The following is a 17074-nucleotide window of genomic DNA, read 5'->3' as shown; positions in this document are numbered from 1 at the left end:
CAGATCCAGCACCACCCCGACCTGGTCAACAGCTGCCTCGCCGGCACCGGCCTGATCATGGACGGCTGACCGACATCACGCATTCAAGTTCAGTACTGCGCAACGTCAACGCCGTCCTGACCGGAGAGGCCCAGTTCTCGAAACTGGGCGACATCGAGGTCGCAGAATTCCAGACGGGCCTGAAACAGACCATCGAGTCCGTCAGTTACATGCTCAACGCCCTCGGCGGCCGCCTCGGTCTCGACCACGGACGGGTGCTGAACGGCAGGGCCGCCTTCCCCGTCATGAGCCGTCTGCTGCACCACCACTCCGGCAAGTTCCCCGACGCCATGACCCGCGACCGGCTCTTCTACTGGTTCATTCACAGCTTCCTCTGGGGTCGGCACACCGGCGCCACAGAGACCGCCCTCAACCAAGACCTCGAGGCAGTCGACGCCGGAGGCGTCGACCGGCTCATCGAGACGCTGAGGCAAGCACGCGGCGGCCGACTGGAGGTCCGCCCCGACGACTTCCAGGCATCCAGCATGGGATCCCGCTTCTACCCGCTGCTCTACATGCTGTCCCGCGTCCACGGTGCACAGGACCTGGACAGCGGCGTCCCCCTCAAGGCCGGCATGCTCGGAAAGCTCAGCTCCCTCCAAGTGCATCACGTCTTCCCCAAGGCCCTTCTCTACAAGCACGGTTACAGCAGGGCCGAGGTCAACGCCGTCGCCAATTTCTGCTTCATCACCCAGGACACGAACCTGCAGATCAGCGCCAAGCGGCCCGAGGACTACCTCCCGGAGGTCGCCCAGAAGATTCCGGGCGCCCTCGAATCGCAGTGGGTACCCACCGATCCGGAGCTGTGGCACATCGACGCCTACTCCGCGTTCCTCGCCGCCCGGCGCGAACTCCTCGCCGAGGCCGCGAACAGCTTCCTCAGTACACTGCTCGAAGGGCCGTCGCCCGTCGGCCTGGCCGCGCCCGCCGACGCGTCGATCCTCAGGCCGGCCGCCGCTCCTGACCCGGCCACTGCCACCGACGAGGACATGCCGGGCCTGGCTCAACTCCTGGAGGACCTGCATCAGCAGGGCTTCGCCGAACCGGAACTGGACAGCGAGGTGACCAACCTCGTACCCGGGAGCCCCGTACTCGTGGCCACAGCCTTCTGGCCCCAGAGCCTCCAGGAGGAGGTGGGCGACCCCGTCGTCCTGGTCCTGGAGACCACCCCGGACGAGCAGGCCGCCTTGGAGGCGAGCGACTACCGCGTCTTCCACAGCATGGACGCCTTGCGGCGCTACGTAGGCAACATCCACACCGACCAGGTGGCGTGACGGCCTCACGATCACCGAAGAAGAGGGACCGGACGGCTCCGTCTCCCAAAGTACTTCGTGAGGCCGGCGCTGGCGACGCGCTGGCAGTCGCCTGAGCCCCACGTGAAGAACATGTCGGTGACAGCTTCAGGCGAGGTGTTGGCCAATCTCCTAGTCCGCCCGATCTGCCGTGCCGCGGTAGAACGTCCGCTGTCATGTCCTTCTACAAAGGAGGCCCGGACTGCGCAGGGGACGAAGCTGACCCCCTCCAAGGTGGTGTACAACCTTCTGCAAAATGGAGAACTCACGGGTATACAAATGGGGAGTGAGATAATTACAGGAGAAGAGGAAGTGGAGTAGAAATTCGGCCCTCAGTGCCCGGTGGTGGCCGTTGCTTCTGTGGTATAGAATATAAAAGCGACAGTGTGCCGTGAGGTGGTTTCGAATTGGGGCACATCAAGGTGTGATGATCGGAGAGTCTGTTGTCTGAGGGCGAGTGGGACCCATTCAGAATTATCACTGTCGTTGAAGACGACTACGCGGTGTGGCCGCTCGTTGCCTTCAGGGATGAACGGAATCGGACTGTTGTGATCTCTTCGTTCGGTGGTGGCGACGAGATCGCGGCCTGGGATGTGAGAACCGGTCAGAGGGGCTGGAGCTATGATGGCGGAGAATATTTTTGCTACGCCACATCTGTGATCAGTTCACGGGGCGGTCGATCCATTTTGATCGTTGGGCATGAGGACGGGGCTGAGCGGTTCGACGCCAGGACCGGGGAGCAACTGTCGAGTTTCCCTCTTCGGGAAACGGCGGTGTGGGGTGTGGACTCGGGAATCCTCTCCAGCGGCCAGGAGATTGTCGTGGCTGCTGGATACGATGGGTCGGTACATCGTTGGGATCCGGCGACCGCCGAGTCGGTGGGTAGTCCCCTGGAGGGTCACGCAATCAGCGTGAAATCCGTTGCTCTGGCTCCCATTTCTGCCCAGGGAACGATGATTGTATCGGGGGACGATGCGGGCGTGATTCGTCGTTGGGACGCTGTGTCTGGTGAACCCATCGGCGATCCCATCCAATCCTTTGACGGCCCTGTCCGGCAGATAGCCTCGGTGAACATCGCGAGTTCAGGAACGATGCTCATTACCACGGGCTCCGAAGGTGAGATCAGTCGATGGGACGCTCTAACTGGCGAAAAAATCGGTGACACGCACCGCGTGGGAGCCGGCATCGCTCAGATTTCCACGGTGTACGTCGACGGCATTTGTCAGATCCTCTCGGCTGGAAGTGACAACTGCATGAGACGATGGGAGGCAATGTCCGGTCGACTACTCGACGCCAGCACACCCGGGTACTCAGTCACCGCGGTAGATGACGTGGACGGTCTGTTGACCGTCGCGTCTGGGACCATCGATGGAAAGTTGATTCTGTGTCACCCCGGCGGAGAAGTTCCCGCACGATAGTCCTAACGGAATGACTGCGATGAGGTGAGTCGAGCGTCTCGTTCCCCGGGTGGTGGCATGTCGGTTCGTCCTCGTGTGGCTGTGGTGGTGCCTGAGTTGACGGCTCGGGTGGCGAGGGCGAGCAATCCGGCGGGTGCGACGGCGATGTGGGTGCGGGACTGCCTCGACGGTCTGTGGCGAGACGAGGACTTCGCCGCCTGACATCCGAAGAATGGTCGTCCGGGGTTCTCGCCGGCACGGTTGGCGACGGTGTTGGTGCTGCAGTTCCTGTTGAACCTGTCGGACCGTCAGGTCGCTGAAGCGGTGCGGTGCAGGATCGACTTCAAGTACGCCTTGGCCATGGAGTTGGAAGATCCCGGATTCCATCACAGCATTCTGTCGGATTTCCGTGACCGGCTCTGCACGGACCGATCGTGCCGACGCCCTCCTGCCGTTGGCGCTGGACCGTTTGCGGTCGGCCGGGTTGCTGGTCGAGCGGGGCAGGCAGCGGACCGACTCCACCCACATCTGGTCCGCGGCCTGTGACCTGACCCGGCTGGAGATGGTGCTGGAAGCGGTACGGGCAGCCCTGGAGGAGACTGCTGTGCACGCTCCGGAGGTCCTGGACGGTCTGGTCGACCAGGATGGGCAGCCCGCTACGGTCGTCCGGTCAAGCTTCCGGCCCAGCCCAGCCGACCCGTGGGCAAGCTGGGCGAAGCCGGCCAGGATGCCCCGCCTCCTCCTAGAACGCCTCACCGCGGCTGGCCCCCTCCGGGCCCGCGCGGACGTCCCGCGCCGCATGCTCATGCAGAACTTCCTTATCGACCCTGCCGGCCGGATGCGGCCCCGGCGCCCGGCAGACAGGTGCCGAAAGGAGCCCGGCGCCTGGCCTCGCCCTACGACACCGAAGCCCGCCGGGTCATCAGGGGCAGCACCGCTGGGCCGGCTACCTCGTGCACGTGACCGAGACCCAGGACGACGGGCCGGCCAACCTGATCACGGACATCGCCACCACCGGACCGGTTCGCGACCCCCAGGCCCTGCCCCGGCATCCACGACCGGCTCGATCGCCGCAGTCTCCTGCCGGCCGAGCACCTGGTCGGCGGCGGCTACCTGTCCGTCGAACAACTCCACCACTCGCACGGCGTCTTCGGTGTCGACTCGTCGGACCGGTCAAGGCAAGTGGTGCCTGGCAGAAGAAGGCTCCTACCGGATTCGCCCGCGACGACTTCACGATCGACTTCGACGCCCGCACCGTGACCTGCCCCGCCGGACAGGCCACCCGCACCTGGGTCTCCGCACCCGCTGTGGCCCCTTACGCCGTCGCCCGTTTCCGACCCGAACAGTGCAACCCGTGCAGCCAGAAGCCCCGCTGTACGCGCGGAGTCTCCGGACGCACCGTCAACTTCCTGCCGCAACACCTCCACGAGCAACAGCAACGCAACCGCGCTGACCAGCAGGACAGTGGCTGGAGGCGCCGCTACGGCATGCGTTCCGGCGTCGAGGGCACCGTCCACGAACTCGCCAACACCCACCGGGCCCGGCGGCCGCTACCACGGACATGCGAAGACCCACGTTCAGCACGTCCTCACCGCCGTCGCCATCGCCATCAACCCGTCAACGACTCGCTACGTACTCACGCAACCCGAGCCCCCGAAGGCTCACCGCCTTCCAGCAGCACCTCGACTCCCAGGGACTTCCGTGGGAATGCTGGTGGCAGCAGGGCACGTAGCCCGATCAAGATCCCCGACGGAATCGCTCAGGGGCTCTGAGCCGGAAGATCGCTGCCGTTCTGTTGCTGGGTTCAGACGGTGCGAATGACGGGGGCGGGTTTGGTGTCCTGGGCGTCGATCAGGGCGTGGATGTCGTCGGGGTCGGAGGTCCAGATGATGGCGCCGAGGCCGGCGGCCATGACGGCGACGGTGGCGTCGACGACGTCCGAGGTGCGGGCTTTGCCGCAGAGGATGCCGGCTGCTTCGGCCGTTTCGAGGCGCACGGGCTCGATGCGGCAGCCGGTGAGGAACTTGCCGAGCCGGACCTGGCGGCGGGAGTCGCGCCAGGCCTGGCTGACGACGACGGCGGGGATGTGGATGTCGCGGCCGTCTTCGAGGGCGAGGTGGTGGCGGGCCCACATTCGGCGGTCGTTGTTGTCGATGGCGATGAGCGCCCCCGCGTCGTACAGATAGGGGATGTTCACGCGGCCGAAGCCTCCGGACCGCCAAGGGCTTCGGCGTCGGCGGCGGCCATTTCGGCCCGGGCGGAGGCCACTTCCTCGGGGGTGAAGCTCCCGTGTTCGGTCTGCCATTCCTGGACCACGGCCCGGCCGGCTCGCAGTCGCAACTCTCGCTCGGCCGCGCTCGCGACGAGCCGGGAGACCGGGATGCCTTCCTCTGCGGCGGCGTCGGCCAGGGCCTCAACGAGGGATTCGTCGAGCGTGATGGTTACCTTCTTGGTTGCCATATAACCACCATACCAAGGTATGGCCTGGGTGTGGTGGTGATCGACGCTTGCTGGGTTCGTGCTGGATGCGGACCTGTTGTAGGGCGTTTGCGCAGGTGGCAGTCCTGCGCTCGATGTTCCGCTTCAACGCGTAGCGGCTGCCCGTGGCGTGGGCAGCGCCGTATGCAAACGTGCAGGTCAGGTGGGGTCGGCCTGGGTGGGGGGCGGTTCCGTTGGTGTGCCGGGGGCTGGGTTCGGGGTGGAGGGGAACGGTCGTGGCTAGGGTCCTGCCGCGGGGTTCGCCTTGGTGGCGCCGGGGCTGGGTGTCGTTCCGGCGGGGGGCGTCTCGTGGGTATTCGCCGTCGGTGTGCCGGGTGGTGGTGGAGGGGCCTGACGATCCGGCGCGGTGCGGTGGAGGGTTGCGAGCATGGCGGAGACCGCCGCGGTCACCGGGGTGGTGTGGGACTTGCGTTCTGCCCAGCGCCAGTCGCCGTCCGGGTTGACCTCGAGGAAGACCGGGGTTCCCGCGCGGAGGAGGAAGTCGAAGGCGCCGTAGTGGAGGGACATCGCGGTGGCGAGGCGGGTGGTGGCCTCGGCCACGGACGGAGGTGGGGGCACGGGGCTGACGCCCACGGTGTCGGGTGCCAGCCAGAGTGCGGCGGCCGAGCCCTTGTCGATCCGGAACGCGTAGAGCTGACCGGCGACGTAGTAGACCCTCAGCTCCGCCTCGTGCTCCACGTACTCCTGCACGATGACCGGTGGGCCCAGGCCGGTGGACGGCGTGTGCTGTTCGACGACGACGGGGAATATGCCGCGCAGCCGGCCGGGTTCCGGTTCGACGAAGTGCCGGTGTGCGGCCTTGACCACCAGCCGCGGGCAGCCGAATTCCGTGAAGGCGCGGTGCGGTTCGGTGGTCACCAGGGTGCGCGGCACCGCCACCCCGTGCCGCCGGGCGAAGTCCAGCTGGGCCAGTGGCGCCGGCGCGGACGCGAGCAGGCTCGTCCCGGAGACACCGGCCAGCGAGACCGCTGCCGCCTGCCAGGACTCCCGCAGGAACGCGGTCCGCGCGGGATCCCCCGTGCCCTCGATCGCGGTGGGGGAGAAGTGCCTGATCCATGTCACGGTCGGCGTCAGCCAGCGCCCGTGCAGACGGGCCGCGCGCCGCTGCGGATCCACCGTGAGGCCGGTGTCCGCGACTTCGTCGGCGTTCAGCCGCGCCGTCCGGATCCCCGCGCCGACGAGCAGGCCCTGGACCGCGTCGAGATCCGCGTCGCAGGCCCGGCTGAGCAGGACGACGGCCGGCTCGGTCCGCGGCCGTACGTCGAGGGTGCGGTCGGGGGATGTCAGCTGGGAGAGGAAGTCCTGGGGGCCGTCAGCCATCGCCGTCGGCGAGCGCGTCGGCGAGCAGGTCGTCGGCCATCATCAGCAGCCGGGTGACCGTCGCGCTCACCTTCTCGTCGGCCCGCGGCAGCCGTTCCGCCACCCGTTGCAGCAGGGGCGACAGGTCGGGCCCGGCGTTCGGCGCGGCGGCTTGCTCCGCCTCGCTCCTGCGGAGCTGGACGATCAGGTCCAGGACGGTGGCCATCTCGATCGCGAGCAGGCCGAGGGAGGCCATGTCCCCGAGGTCGGAGCGCGGGCGGCTGTCCCGGTCCAGTACCTCCAGCACACCGATGCAGTCGCCGTCGCAGATCAGCGGCGCGGCCATGATGCTGCGCGGCACGTAGCCCGTGGATTCCGCCGCGTCGCGGGCGAACTGGGGGTTGTCCGTGACGTCGTCCACCACCAGCGGTTGCCCGGACACCATCGCCCACCCGGCGATCCCCGTGCCGCCGGGGAAACGCGAGCCCAGCAGGTGGCGCTCGCCCTCGCCCGCCACCGCCTCGAAGACCAGGTCCCCGTTGCTCGGGTCCACCAGCATCACGGAGGTGGCCGCCGCGCCGAAGACGCTGCGGGCGACTTCCACGATGGACTGCAGCAGTCTGCGCTGCGGGATACCCGCGCTTTCCCGTACATCAGTCGACACGCGCGCCTCCATCTCCATCGGGTACGGCTACGTTCTCGGCGGCCAGGTAGAGGACGGACTTCAGCTGGAACGGGGTGAGCCAGCGGTGCTTGCTGAGGATCAGCGCGCAGATGCCCGCGATGTGCGGGGTCGCGAAGCTGTTCCCGGTGGTGAGGATCCGCCGGCCGCCGAGTCCGGCGACCGGTACGCGGACACCGCGGGCGTAGAACTCGACCGGTGGCGCGGGGTTGTAGTAGTAGGTCATCGGGTCGGGGTTGTCGTGGCTGGCGACGGAGATGACCGAGGGGAAGCGCCACGGGTAGCTGTGCACGGGCATGTTGTGGGCGGACGCGACGATCACACAGCGCCGGAAGTAGGCGGAGTCCGCGAGGTCGCGCAGGGCGGCGCGGAAGTCGGTACGCGTGGTCGACAGGCTCATGTTGATGACGTCGAAGCCCTGCTCGACGGCCCAGCCCAACCCCGTCAGCAGGGCGGCGCCGCTGCCGGTCTTGCCGCTGGACAGCACGCGTACGGAGGTGAGCAGGGCGGCGGGGGCCACCGAACGGATCACGCTCGCGCAGGCTGTGCCGTGCCCCGCGTTGTCCACCGGCTCCGTCGGTACGACCTTGAGGCCGCCGTCCTCGTCGGCGATCACGTCCACGGCGCCGTCCAGGCCGCCGACCAGGGGATGGTCGGCCTCGACGCCGCTGTCGAGCAGGCACACCCGGATCCCGGAGCCGTCCGCTCCGCCCCAGGCCCACTCGGGGGTGACCGTCCCGAGGGAGCTGACGTCGAACCGCTCCTCCGGCATCGCGGAGACGGGCATGCTCCATGCCGGGACGCCCGGGAAGTGATCGCGCGGCGGCCTGCGCCACGGTGTGCCGGTGTCAGTCAACGGTCCCTCCTTCCTTCCTGGCGGTGAGCCAGTCCCGCACCCGGGCCGCCGGTAGCGCGGCGCCCTTCGCCTCGAACTTCCCGAGGGCGGTGGCGGCTTCCTCGGTTGCCCGGCCGGTCGCGCCGGCGGCCCGGAGAACGATCGCCAGGTCGAAGAACGTCTCACCGGCCAGGGCGAGGTCGTCCGAGCGGGCGGCGAGCGCGCAGGCGGCGGTGGCCTCGGCGAGGGCGTCGTCGTGGGCGCCCCGGGCCGAGGCGATCCGGGCACGCAGCGCGGCGGAGGCGATCCGCGTACGGGGGCCCGGGGCCACGTCGCCGCTGCCCACGCCCTCCGCGCCCTCCGTGCCCGCGGTGCCCGCGGTGCCCGCGGTGCCGGTCCGGTCCGTGGCGCCCGTCCCCTCCGCGCCCGCGGTGCCGGTCCGGTCCGTGGCGCCCGTCCCCTCCGTGCCCGCGGTGCCCGTCCGGTCGAGGGCGCTCGCCGCGGCGGCGAGCCTGCCCTGGGCGAAGAGCTCCCTGGCTATCGCGATCTCCGTGCCCCGGGTGTCGGGGGCCTTCTCCGCCGAGCGGAGCACGCCCAGGCTCTGCCGGTAGCGGGCCTCCGCCACCCCGTGCTCGCCGGCGAGGGACTCCACGTAGCCGGAGGCGTCCAGCACCACCGCGTCGGCCAGGTCGAGATGGACGTCCCTGGCATACGCGAGCGCCTCGGCCAGCGTGCGCCTGGCCCCGGTGATGTCCCCGCCGAGTGCCTGCAGCCGCGCCCGCGTCACCAGTACGGGCATCAGCAGCACCCGTGCGGCCGCGAACCGTTCGGAGAGCAGGGTGCACAGGTCGAGGCCCGTGGCGACAGGTGTCGGCGACCACTGCGCCAGCTCGCAGCGGGCGCACAGCAGCAGGTCCTGCTGGTAGCCGTCGTTCAGCGCCCGCGCCCGGTCCAGCCCGCGGCCGATCAGCTTCTCCGCCGAGGCCGCGCGCTCCGCGGTGAGTTCGACGTAGGCCTGGAGCTGGTGCAGCCGGCACCAGCTGAGGTCGTCCCCGGGGTCGAGTTCCGCGGCGATCTCCGCCGTCTGCTCCGCCACCACCGCGGGCGGGGTGAGGCCGAGCCGGAGCGCGACGATGCCGCGCTGGATCGCGCGGGTGGCCGCGGCGGCGGGGTCGTCCGGCTGGGCGGCCTCCGCGGCGGCCAGCGCGCTGTGGCAGCGCTGCTCGTCCTGGAGCCAGATGCCGGCGTCGCAGATGTTCAGGGCCAGGGGGGTGTGCCGGCGGTCACCGGGTGCCAGCAGATCCCGGCCGCGTTCCAGCAGTTGGACCGCCGCGGGGAGGTCCTTGCGGGCGAGCGCGCTCATCCCCTCCCGGATCAGCGTGTCCGCGGCGACCCCGGCCAGGCGCGGCAGGCGCCGGTCGCCGGGCCGCAGCTGCCGGCGCAGCTGGCTGCCGGCTTCGACGTGGACCGCCACCGCCATGGCGTCGGGCGGCCGCTCGTCGGCGAGCAGGTCGGCCAGAAAGCCGTGCCACTGCTCGCGGCGGCTCTTGGGAATGAACTCGTACGCCGTGTCGCGGAGCAGGGTCTGGGTGAACCGGAAGGTTCCGGCGGACCCGCGTTCGAAGATCCGCCGCTGGGTGAGCCGCGCCACGTAGCCGTCGGTCGCGGTGTCGCCGATCCCGTCCGTGCCGGCCATCGCCCGGAGCAGTTCCGGGGTGAACTCGTGGCCGATCACGCCGGCCATCTCCAGCAGGGTGCGCTCGGTGCCGGGCAGCTGGTCCAGCCGTGCTCCCAGCATCGCCTGGGTGGTGGGCGGGATGTGGGTGCCGGGGCTGGTCTCGGCGAAGAGGTCCAGGAGCTGCTCGGCGAAGAGCGGGTTGCCGTCGCAGAGGGCGGCGACCCGGCGCAGGAGGTCCGGTCGGTCACGGGGGTGCGGATCGTTGCGCGGCGCCAGCCGGCCGACCAGCTCCGCCGTCTCCTCGTCCGTCAGCGGCCCGAGTTCCAGCGTCGCGGCCCGCGGGTTCCTGCCGCCCCAGGAACCGCGCAGGTCGAGCAGCTCGTGGCGGGCCACGCAGAGCAGCAGGACCGGGACGTCCTGCAGCCAGGTCGCGATGTCGTCGATGAGGTCGAGGAGGGTGGGCTCGGCCCAGTGGAGGTCCTCCCAGACCATGATCACGGGCTGCTCGCGGCCGAGCACCTCCAGGAGGTGCCGGACCGCGCAGGCGATGTCCTCGACGCCGACGTGGCCGGGCCGGCCGTCCCGGCCGGTGCTGTCCCCGTCCCCGCCCTCCCGGGCGAGGACCGCCCCGAGGGCGCGCACCGCCAGGCCCCGCGCCGTCCCGCGTCCCCCACCGGTATCGGCCTCCACCCGCCGGACCAGCTCCGGCCATCCCCCGGGGAAGGACCCGAGCATCTCGGCCAGCGGCTGGTACGTGATACCCCTGCCGTACGGCGAGCAGTGCCCGGTGAGTACGGTCGCGGCTCCTTCCGGCAGTTCGGCGAGGAACTGCCGTACGAGCCGCGATTTGCCGATCCCGGGTTCGCCGACGACCGTCGCGAGGCACACGTGCCTGTGCTGCCGGGCCCGCCGGAACCGGTGCTCCAGCTCCTCCCGCTCCTCGTCCCGGCCGATGAACGGGGCCGCCGGCAGGGGGTCGTCCTCGACGGGCGACCGGTCGGTGATCCGCCAGGCCGGCACCATGTGGGCTTTCCCCTTCAGCCGCAGCGGCGCGACCGGTTCGACGCCGATGCGTCCCCGTACCACCGCCGCGGTGTCGGCGCAGAGCAGCACCTCGCCCGGCCGGGCAGCCGTCTGCAGCCTGCTGGCGGTGTTGACCGAATCCCCGATCACCCGGAAGTCGTCACCGACGGTCGAGACCACCACGACGTCACCCGTGCAGATCCCGGCGCGCGCCTGGAGCCGCACCCCGTAGTCGGCGCTGAGTTCCGCGCTGAGCCCTTCGAGCGCCGCGAGTGCTTCGGTGGCCGCCCGCGCCGCGCGCAGCGTGTCGTCCTCGTGCGCCACGGTGGCGCCGAAGGCCGCGAGGATCGCGTCGCCGATGAACTTCTCGACCGCCCCGCCGTGTTCGGCGATGCACGCCCCGCAGCTGGCGAAGTACCGGTCCATGACCTGCCGCAGCGGCTCGGGGTCCAGCCGCTCCGCGAGAGCCGTCGAGCCGACGAGGTCCATGAAGAGCATGGACACCCGCTTACGGGTCTCCCGCCGCGGCGCGTCGACGGCCAGCGCCGCCCCGCAGCCGGCGCAGAAGCGGTCGGAGTCGGCAGGGGTGCGCCCGCAGGCGGCGCAGTTCACGGGCCGGCCTGCCCGGCCGGCACCGGTTCGGGCGCCGGGGCCGGTGCGGCTTCGGTGTCGGGAAGGGCGATCCGGGCGTAGACACCGGCGGCCACGACGAGCACACCGGCCCCCGCGATGATGGTGTCGACGGGTGTGAAGTGCATGCCCGCGACCGTGCGGCCGAAGTGCGGGAGTCCGCCGCCGGCCAGCCAGCCCGACAGGGCCGCGGCCAGCAGCGAGGACAGCCGGGTCATCGGGTAGAACACGGCGACGACCCGGCCGCGGAACTCCCGGGTGGTCGCCGCGAGGAGCAGCGGGGACATCGCGGTGTTCAGCGCGGTGAGCGGGATCGCGAACGTCAGCATCAGGAGGAGGCCGGCGACGACGTTGTCCTGCCGCGAGTAGACGAACAGCAGCGTGCCGGTGACCAGCAGGCCGATCCAGGTGGTCCGGCGGGCGCCGATCAGCTTCACCGCCCGGCCCGCGCACAGCGCGCCGGCGATGCCGCCGAAGCCCATGGCCATGCCGAAGTAGCCGAACTGCTCCGCGGAGCCGTGCAGATTCCCGGTGACGAAGAAGACGTTCAGCGTGCTGAGGGCGCCCATCCCGAGCTGCCCGATGACGGCCAGCGCCAGCAGCGCGACCAGGAACCTGCTGCGGGCGAAGAAGCTCAGCCCGGCCCGGAACTCGGTCAGCAGGCCGGTACGTTTCCTGCTCTTCCCGGCTTCGGGGGCAGCGGCGGCCTCCGGGGCGTCGGCGGCCCGCGGCTCCCTCTCCGGTGCGGACGCGGCGGCCGGTTCCGGGATGTCCACCGACCGGATCGCGAGGTACGACACGAGGTACGACACCGCGTTGAGCAGCAGCGCCCACTCCAGCCCCACGGTGAAGAGCAGCGGCGCGGCCAGTGGCGGCCCGATGATCCACGCGGTCTGGGCCGTCGCCTGCGCGATGCCCGCCGCACGGGCCCGATCGGCCTCCCCCGACACCATGTCCGCGATGACCGCGAAACGCGCCGGAGTGAAGAACTGCCCCGTCGAGTTGAGCACCAGCACCGACACGTAGATCAGCGTCAGCCACACGGCGACCGGCATCGCGTGGACCGGCAGCAGCGACACCGCGGTCAGCATCGCCACGATCGTCCCGCGGAGCACCTCGGTGCCGAGCATGGTGGCGCGCTTGTTCCAGCGGTCCACGAAGACACCCGCGAGGGGCCCGACGAACATCACGGCGACACCGCCGGCCAGCAGCACCCCGCTGACCGCCTGCGGCGCCCACGGTTCGCCCTTGGCCAGCACCGTGGCCACCCACAGCACCAGAGTCGTGCTGAACACGGCGTCGCCGACGGTCGACACGGCCTGCCCGAGCCACAGCCGGGTGTAGCTGGGACTGATCAGTACCAGCCGCGCCCTCATCGGACACCCACCAGTACGGTCATCAGCGCCGTCACCAAGGTCGTGTGGTAGGCCTTCGCGAAGAGGAGGGGGCCGGACACGTCGTCCCGGTCGGCAGCCGTCCGTCCGGGAAGTGCCCCGCCGGGCAGTTGGGCGTCGGCCAGACAGCGCACCGCTGCCGCGCCCACGGCGGTGTCGAGCGGCCTGCCGCCCAGGCAGTGCCGGGCGGTGACCAGTTCCGCGGCCAGATCCCACCAGCTGTGCCGGACGCAGTGCTCCAACTGCCGGTCCAGCAGGTCGGCAGCGGCGGTCAGGGCGTCAGGGGTGAGCCCCGGGGCGGTGCGGCCGAAGTCGCTGAGGTACGACGCGGAGTGGGTCAGCGCGTACGCGCGGGGGATCGTGACCGGGGGCTCGGGCGGCCGGCCCGCGGGGGCGGCCGGCAGCGTGACGAGTACGTTCTTCCCGACCAGGTCCTCGTACGGCTCGATCGTGTGGTGAACCCCCGCCTTGTCCGCGTAGAAGCGCAGCTCCAGCCGCCGGTACGGCAGCAGCCCCTCCGGTGTCAGGTCCTCGGGCGTCGGCGGCGCACCGCCGGTCCAGGGGTCCACCCCGTGCGGCGCCAGCGCGGCGGCCACCAGCCGGTAGACGGCGGCGGCCTCGGGCTCGGCGGTGAGGAGGCCCGGGAAGCCGGGATGCCGCCATACCGTGCGGAGCAGGGCGTTCGCCTTGTCCAGCCGGGCGTCGTGACCGTCTTGCCGGGACCAGCAGTGGCACAGCAGCGCCAGCTCCAGCGCGGCCTTCGCCCGGCCGAGGCCCGGGGTGCGGGCGTCCGCCCCGAACGGGTCGAAGTAGTCCAGGTTCTCGACCACCCACCCCAGGGTGCCCGCGGACAGCTGTTCAAGATCCGCCGCTACGCTCACAGGCGCCCCGTCTCGTCCAGGTGGTCGAGCAGCGCCGCGTCCACGGCGTCACGGAACGCCGCACGGGTCCGCTCGTTCTCGTTCTGCCGGTAGAGGTCCTGGCAGCCGACCCAGCGCTCCCGGGTCACGGTGTCCGGCAGATAGCCCCCGGTCACGGTGCCGACCTCCCAGTCGGGCCGTCCCGCCGTCTCCCAGCAGCTCGCCAGCGTGCCGTCGGCGCTGACCACCGCGCCGTACCGCCCGTCGCGGTAACCGCACGTGGCGCACGGCCGGCGGGCCTGCGGCCGGGCCACCCGGAAGCCGAGTTCGAGCGCTCTGCGCTGCCAGCGGCCGAAGCGTGCCGACAGCTCGCCGGTGTAGAGCAGCTCGTTGGTGAAGCCGACGCCGACGTCACCGACCGGGGCGAAGTACAGCGTGCAGCGGGAGGCGTCGAGCTTCGCGGCGAGCCGGTCGACCAGCGTGTCGACGCCGCCGAGCGTCTCCTGGGAGACGTTCACCCGCAGGGTCCAGCTGATCGTGGTGTCCGCGCAGGCCCCCGCGATGTTGCGGACGATGGTGTCGAACGTACCCCCGCCCTCCGCCCGCCGGATGCGGATCCGGTCGTGGTCGGGGCGGTCACCGTCGAAGGTGACCTGGACGTGGTCGAGCCCCAGTTCCGCCAGCTCGCCTGCCAGCCGCGGGGTGAGCAGCGTCGCGTTGGAGATCATCCAGGCGGAGGTGGGGCCGACGGTGTCGGCGGCCCGGCGCAGCAGTTCCAGGCAGCCGCGCGGGTTGAGCAGCGGTTCGCCGCCGAAGAGCATGATCCGGAGCTTCTCCAGCCCGGCCGCGGCCATCTGCCGCTCGGCGAAGCCGAGGATCGACGTGATGGTCGGTGCGGTCAGCCGCGCCCGGGCGATCCGCGGTGGGCGGCTGCCGCGGTCGGGGTCCGCGTCCTGGCCGGTGTTCTGGAAGCAGTATCCGCAGCCGAGATTGCACTGGGTGCTGGTCAGCACGGTGAGGGAGTAGGTGCGCGGCAGCGGGGCGCCGCCGAGAAGCCCGCGCTCGCGCAACTGCCGCTCGGTGTCCGGCCGCAGCGTGCCGCCGGCCGTCAGATGCCCGTCGCGGAGCCGGGCGACGGCGCCGTTCGGGGCGAGAAACCACCAGTTGCGGCTGCCGCGGAGAATGCGGGCGCCGCCGGTCTGCACGGGGACGGTCCGTACGGCGGTCACCGCGCGGCCCCCCACGGTTCCGGGGTCCGCCCGGCCGGACCGGTGTCGTCCGCTCGGCGGTGGGAGATGATCAGTGCGGTCATCGCTGTCACCAGGGTCGTCTGATAGGCCGCCCGGAAGAACGCGGTGCCTCCCGCCGTCGCCCGCCCCGCGGCGGTCCGTCCCGGAATCGCCCCGTCGGCCGTCTGCGCACCGGCGAGCATCCGCAGCGCGGCCGCCTCGTTGCGCACCGGGTCGCCACCGAGGCAGTGCTGGGCGAGCACGAGCTTCCCGGCCAGGTCCCACTCCCCCCGCAGCACGGACTGCTCGACGAACCGGTGCAGCACCCGCCGGGCGTGCTCGCGGGCGTCCTCCCCCAGGAGGGATTCCCGGAAGCCGAAGTCGGTGAGGTAGAACGCGGTGTGCGCGGCGACGCACGGATCCGGATCGTCCGCCCGCTGCCCGGACAGATACCGGGCGAGCTGACTGGCCCGGTACAGCGCCTGGTACGAATCCAGCTCGTGGGCGGCGCCCGCGAGATCGGCGAAGAAGCGGGTGGACAGCTGGTGGTACGGCGTCTTCCTGCGCGGTGTCAGATACCCCTCGGCGGCGATCCGCTCCAGTACCGCGCGCCGCAGGCTCCCGTCCGTGGGAGCGAGCGCCGCGTACGTCAGCTGGATCGGCCGCGCGTAGTCCGGGTCAGCGGTGAGCAGACCCGCGTACGCGGGTGAGCGCCAGGCGGATTCCACGGTCGCCCGCACCTCGTGCAGCCCCGGGTCCGCCGGTGCGGCCTTCGCCCAGTAGCGGCAGAGCAGAGCGAGCTGCAGCAGCGCCTTGACCCGCGGGGTGACCGGCAGTTCCGCGCGGCCGGCGGGTGAGTCGAGGTAGCCGGCGTGGACACGTATCCACTCCAGGGTGCCCCGGGCCAGCTGCCCGACCGGGGCCTGATCGGTTCTCCGCGTGCCCATGGTCTCCCTCGTGGTCGGGGACTGACGAGCCACCTGCTCGATGACGTCGGCCGCACGTCCCGCGCTGTCTCCCGCGGCCAGCCTGCTGCCGAGAGCGCGTGCCCGTTCCCGCAGGCCCTCGTCCTCCCAGGCCGCGGCGAGCACGTCGGCGGGGTCGGCCCTGTCCGGCAGATCACGGTTCGGCAGGTACGCGGCCACGCCCGCGCGCAGGCAGGCCCCGGACAGCAGTGGCTGCTCGGAGCCGTTGGGCGAGACGGCCAGCGGGCGCCGGCGCAGCAGCGCGGCCAGGACGGGAGCGCTGGTGCCGCTGGTCAGCACCAGTCCGGCCGAGTCGATCAGCGGTCCCATCCACGGCTTGCGCACCGGCAGGATGTCCGCCCCGGGAGCAGGCCGCGGGTCCGTCGAACGGCCCTGCTCGACCACGGCCTGGAACCGGCCGCCGGTGAAGAGGGCGTTGAGGCGCGGCCATGGGTTCTTGCCCCCGAAGAAGCGGCCCAGGTGCACGTAGACGACGGGCTTGCCGGTGCGCGCCAGATGCGCCCGTACGGCTTCGACTTCGGCCGGGGCGGCGGCGGGCTCCCAGGCCAGCGGCCCGACCTGGTGCACTCGCGCGGGCAGCACCGCGCCGGGGTGCTCCAGCAGCGGGTCGCCGCGCAGCAGGAGCGCGTCGCCCGGCAGCGGGCTGTCCGCCCACCGGGAGGGGCGCGCGGCCAGGCCCGCCTGCTCGCGGGTGTCGGCGTACCACCGCAGCATCTCGGCGGTCCGGTTGTCCCGGGGCCGTCCCCACTGCGGCTCGCCGGCGCCGCCGGACCGGTAGTCCCACAGATGGACCGAGAACCCGATCACCACCACGGGGATGTCCAGTACCTCGGCCGCCGCCAGCGGCCCGTTGCAGAGAACCGAGGTGACCAGCAGGTCGGCCCCCGACTGCCGGGCGGCGCGGGTGACCGCCCGGTACTGCTCAAGGCCGGTGGTCCCCCACCAGGTGGGCGAGAAGGCCCGCCCTGCGCCGAAGTCCTCCGCCGCCGCGAACGGCAGCCCGGCCTCGGCGGCGACGGGACCGGCCGCCGCGCGTCCGAGCACGCTCACCCGATGGCCCCGCTGCTGCAGCCGGCGCCCGGCCGCGAGCGCCGGGTACAGATAGCCGCCGCTGCTGTGCGGGCACAGCAGGATGTTCATGGGCCCTCCCGGCCGCCGCGGTTGGGGTGCGCTCGGAACGTGCGGAACGCACCCCAGGGGCCACCCGGCCGGCGGCGGTCGCCGCCGGAAG

General features: G+C 71.2%; 14 protein-coding genes. 4 read left to right on the top strand and 10 right to left on the bottom strand.

Annotation, left to right across the window (positions count from 1 at the left end; translation table 11 throughout):
* The 4 genes from ACH4SL_RS35505 to ACH4SL_RS35490 form a co-directional block, all read left to right on the top strand.
* Positions 1-1313 (top strand): hypothetical protein (locus ACH4SL_RS35505; protein WP_398453941.1); only part of this gene is annotated, 1313 nt, incomplete at its 5' end.
* 461 nt (positions 1314-1774) lie between these two features.
* Positions 1775-2749, top strand: coding sequence for a WD40 repeat domain-containing protein (locus ACH4SL_RS35500; protein WP_398453939.1), 975 nt, complete (start codon positions 1775-1777; stop codon positions 2747-2749).
* 249 nt (positions 2750-2998) lie between these two features.
* Entirely contained in the window at positions 2999-3274 is a 276-nt protein-coding gene (locus ACH4SL_RS35495; RefSeq protein WP_398453937.1) for a transposase, read from the top strand.
* A 407-nt stretch (positions 3275-3681) separates the two neighbouring features.
* A complete protein-coding gene (locus ACH4SL_RS35490; protein WP_398453935.1) occupies positions 3682-4500 on the top strand; it encodes a transposase in 819 nt (272 codons plus the stop codon).
* Between the two features lie 32 nt (positions 4501-4532).
* Here ACH4SL_RS35490 and ACH4SL_RS35485 read toward each other — a convergent pair whose 3' ends face one another.
* From ACH4SL_RS35485 to ACH4SL_RS35440, 10 genes are all read right to left on the bottom strand, one after another.
* Positions 4533-4925, bottom strand: coding sequence for a twitching motility protein PilT (locus ACH4SL_RS35485; protein WP_398453933.1), 393 nt, complete (start codon positions 4923-4925; stop codon positions 4533-4535).
* Positions 4922-5188, bottom strand: a complete 267-nt coding sequence (locus ACH4SL_RS35480) for a hypothetical protein (protein WP_398453931.1) — start codon at positions 5186-5188, stop codon at positions 4922-4924. Before ACH4SL_RS35480 ends, ACH4SL_RS35485 begins: the two co-directional genes overlap by 4 nt.
* 258 nt (positions 5189-5446) lie before the next feature.
* On the bottom strand, positions 5447-6547 hold the full coding sequence (locus tag ACH4SL_RS35475) for a RimK family alpha-L-glutamate ligase (protein ID WP_398453929.1): 1101 nt from the start codon (positions 6545-6547) through the stop codon (positions 5447-5449).
* On the bottom strand, positions 6540-7190 hold the full coding sequence (locus ACH4SL_RS35470; RefSeq protein ID WP_398453926.1) for a GAF domain-containing protein: 651 nt from the start codon (positions 7188-7190) through the stop codon (positions 6540-6542). The genes ACH4SL_RS35475 and ACH4SL_RS35470 overlap by 8 nt, the downstream gene beginning before the upstream one ends.
* Positions 7180-8064, bottom strand: a complete 885-nt coding sequence (locus ACH4SL_RS35465) for a S8 family serine peptidase (RefSeq protein WP_398453924.1) — start codon at positions 8062-8064, stop codon at positions 7180-7182. Before ACH4SL_RS35465 ends, ACH4SL_RS35470 begins: the two co-directional genes overlap by 11 nt.
* Complete coding sequence (locus tag ACH4SL_RS35460) at positions 8057-11356, bottom strand: ATP-binding protein (RefSeq protein ID WP_398453922.1); 3300 nt, start codon at positions 11354-11356, stop codon at positions 8057-8059. Before ACH4SL_RS35460 ends, ACH4SL_RS35465 begins: the two co-directional genes overlap by 8 nt.
* Positions 11353-12750, bottom strand: a complete 1398-nt coding sequence (locus tag ACH4SL_RS35455; RefSeq protein ID WP_398453919.1) for an MFS transporter — start codon at positions 12748-12750, stop codon at positions 11353-11355. Before ACH4SL_RS35455 ends, ACH4SL_RS35460 begins: the two co-directional genes overlap by 4 nt.
* Positions 12747-13649 (bottom strand): DUF6895 family protein, encoded by a 903-nt coding sequence (locus ACH4SL_RS35450; RefSeq protein WP_398453917.1) that lies wholly within the window; start codon positions 13647-13649, stop codon positions 12747-12749. Before ACH4SL_RS35450 ends, ACH4SL_RS35455 begins: the two co-directional genes overlap by 4 nt.
* Complete coding sequence (locus ACH4SL_RS35445) at positions 13646-14857, bottom strand: radical SAM protein (RefSeq protein WP_398453914.1); 1212 nt, start codon at positions 14855-14857, stop codon at positions 13646-13648. Before ACH4SL_RS35445 ends, ACH4SL_RS35450 begins: the two co-directional genes overlap by 4 nt.
* Complete coding sequence (locus ACH4SL_RS35440; RefSeq protein ID WP_398453911.1) at positions 14854-16983, bottom strand: glycosyltransferase; 2130 nt, start codon at positions 16981-16983, stop codon at positions 14854-14856. The genes ACH4SL_RS35445 and ACH4SL_RS35440 overlap by 4 nt, the downstream gene beginning before the upstream one ends.
* Positions 16984-17074 lie beyond the last annotated feature (91 nt).

It is taken from the genome of Streptomyces sp. NPDC021020, assembly GCF_044333285.1.
Taxonomy (GTDB): Bacteria; Actinomycetota; Actinomycetes; order Streptomycetales; family Streptomycetaceae; genus Actinacidiphila.
This window is presented reverse-complemented; position numbering and strand designations above follow the sequence as displayed.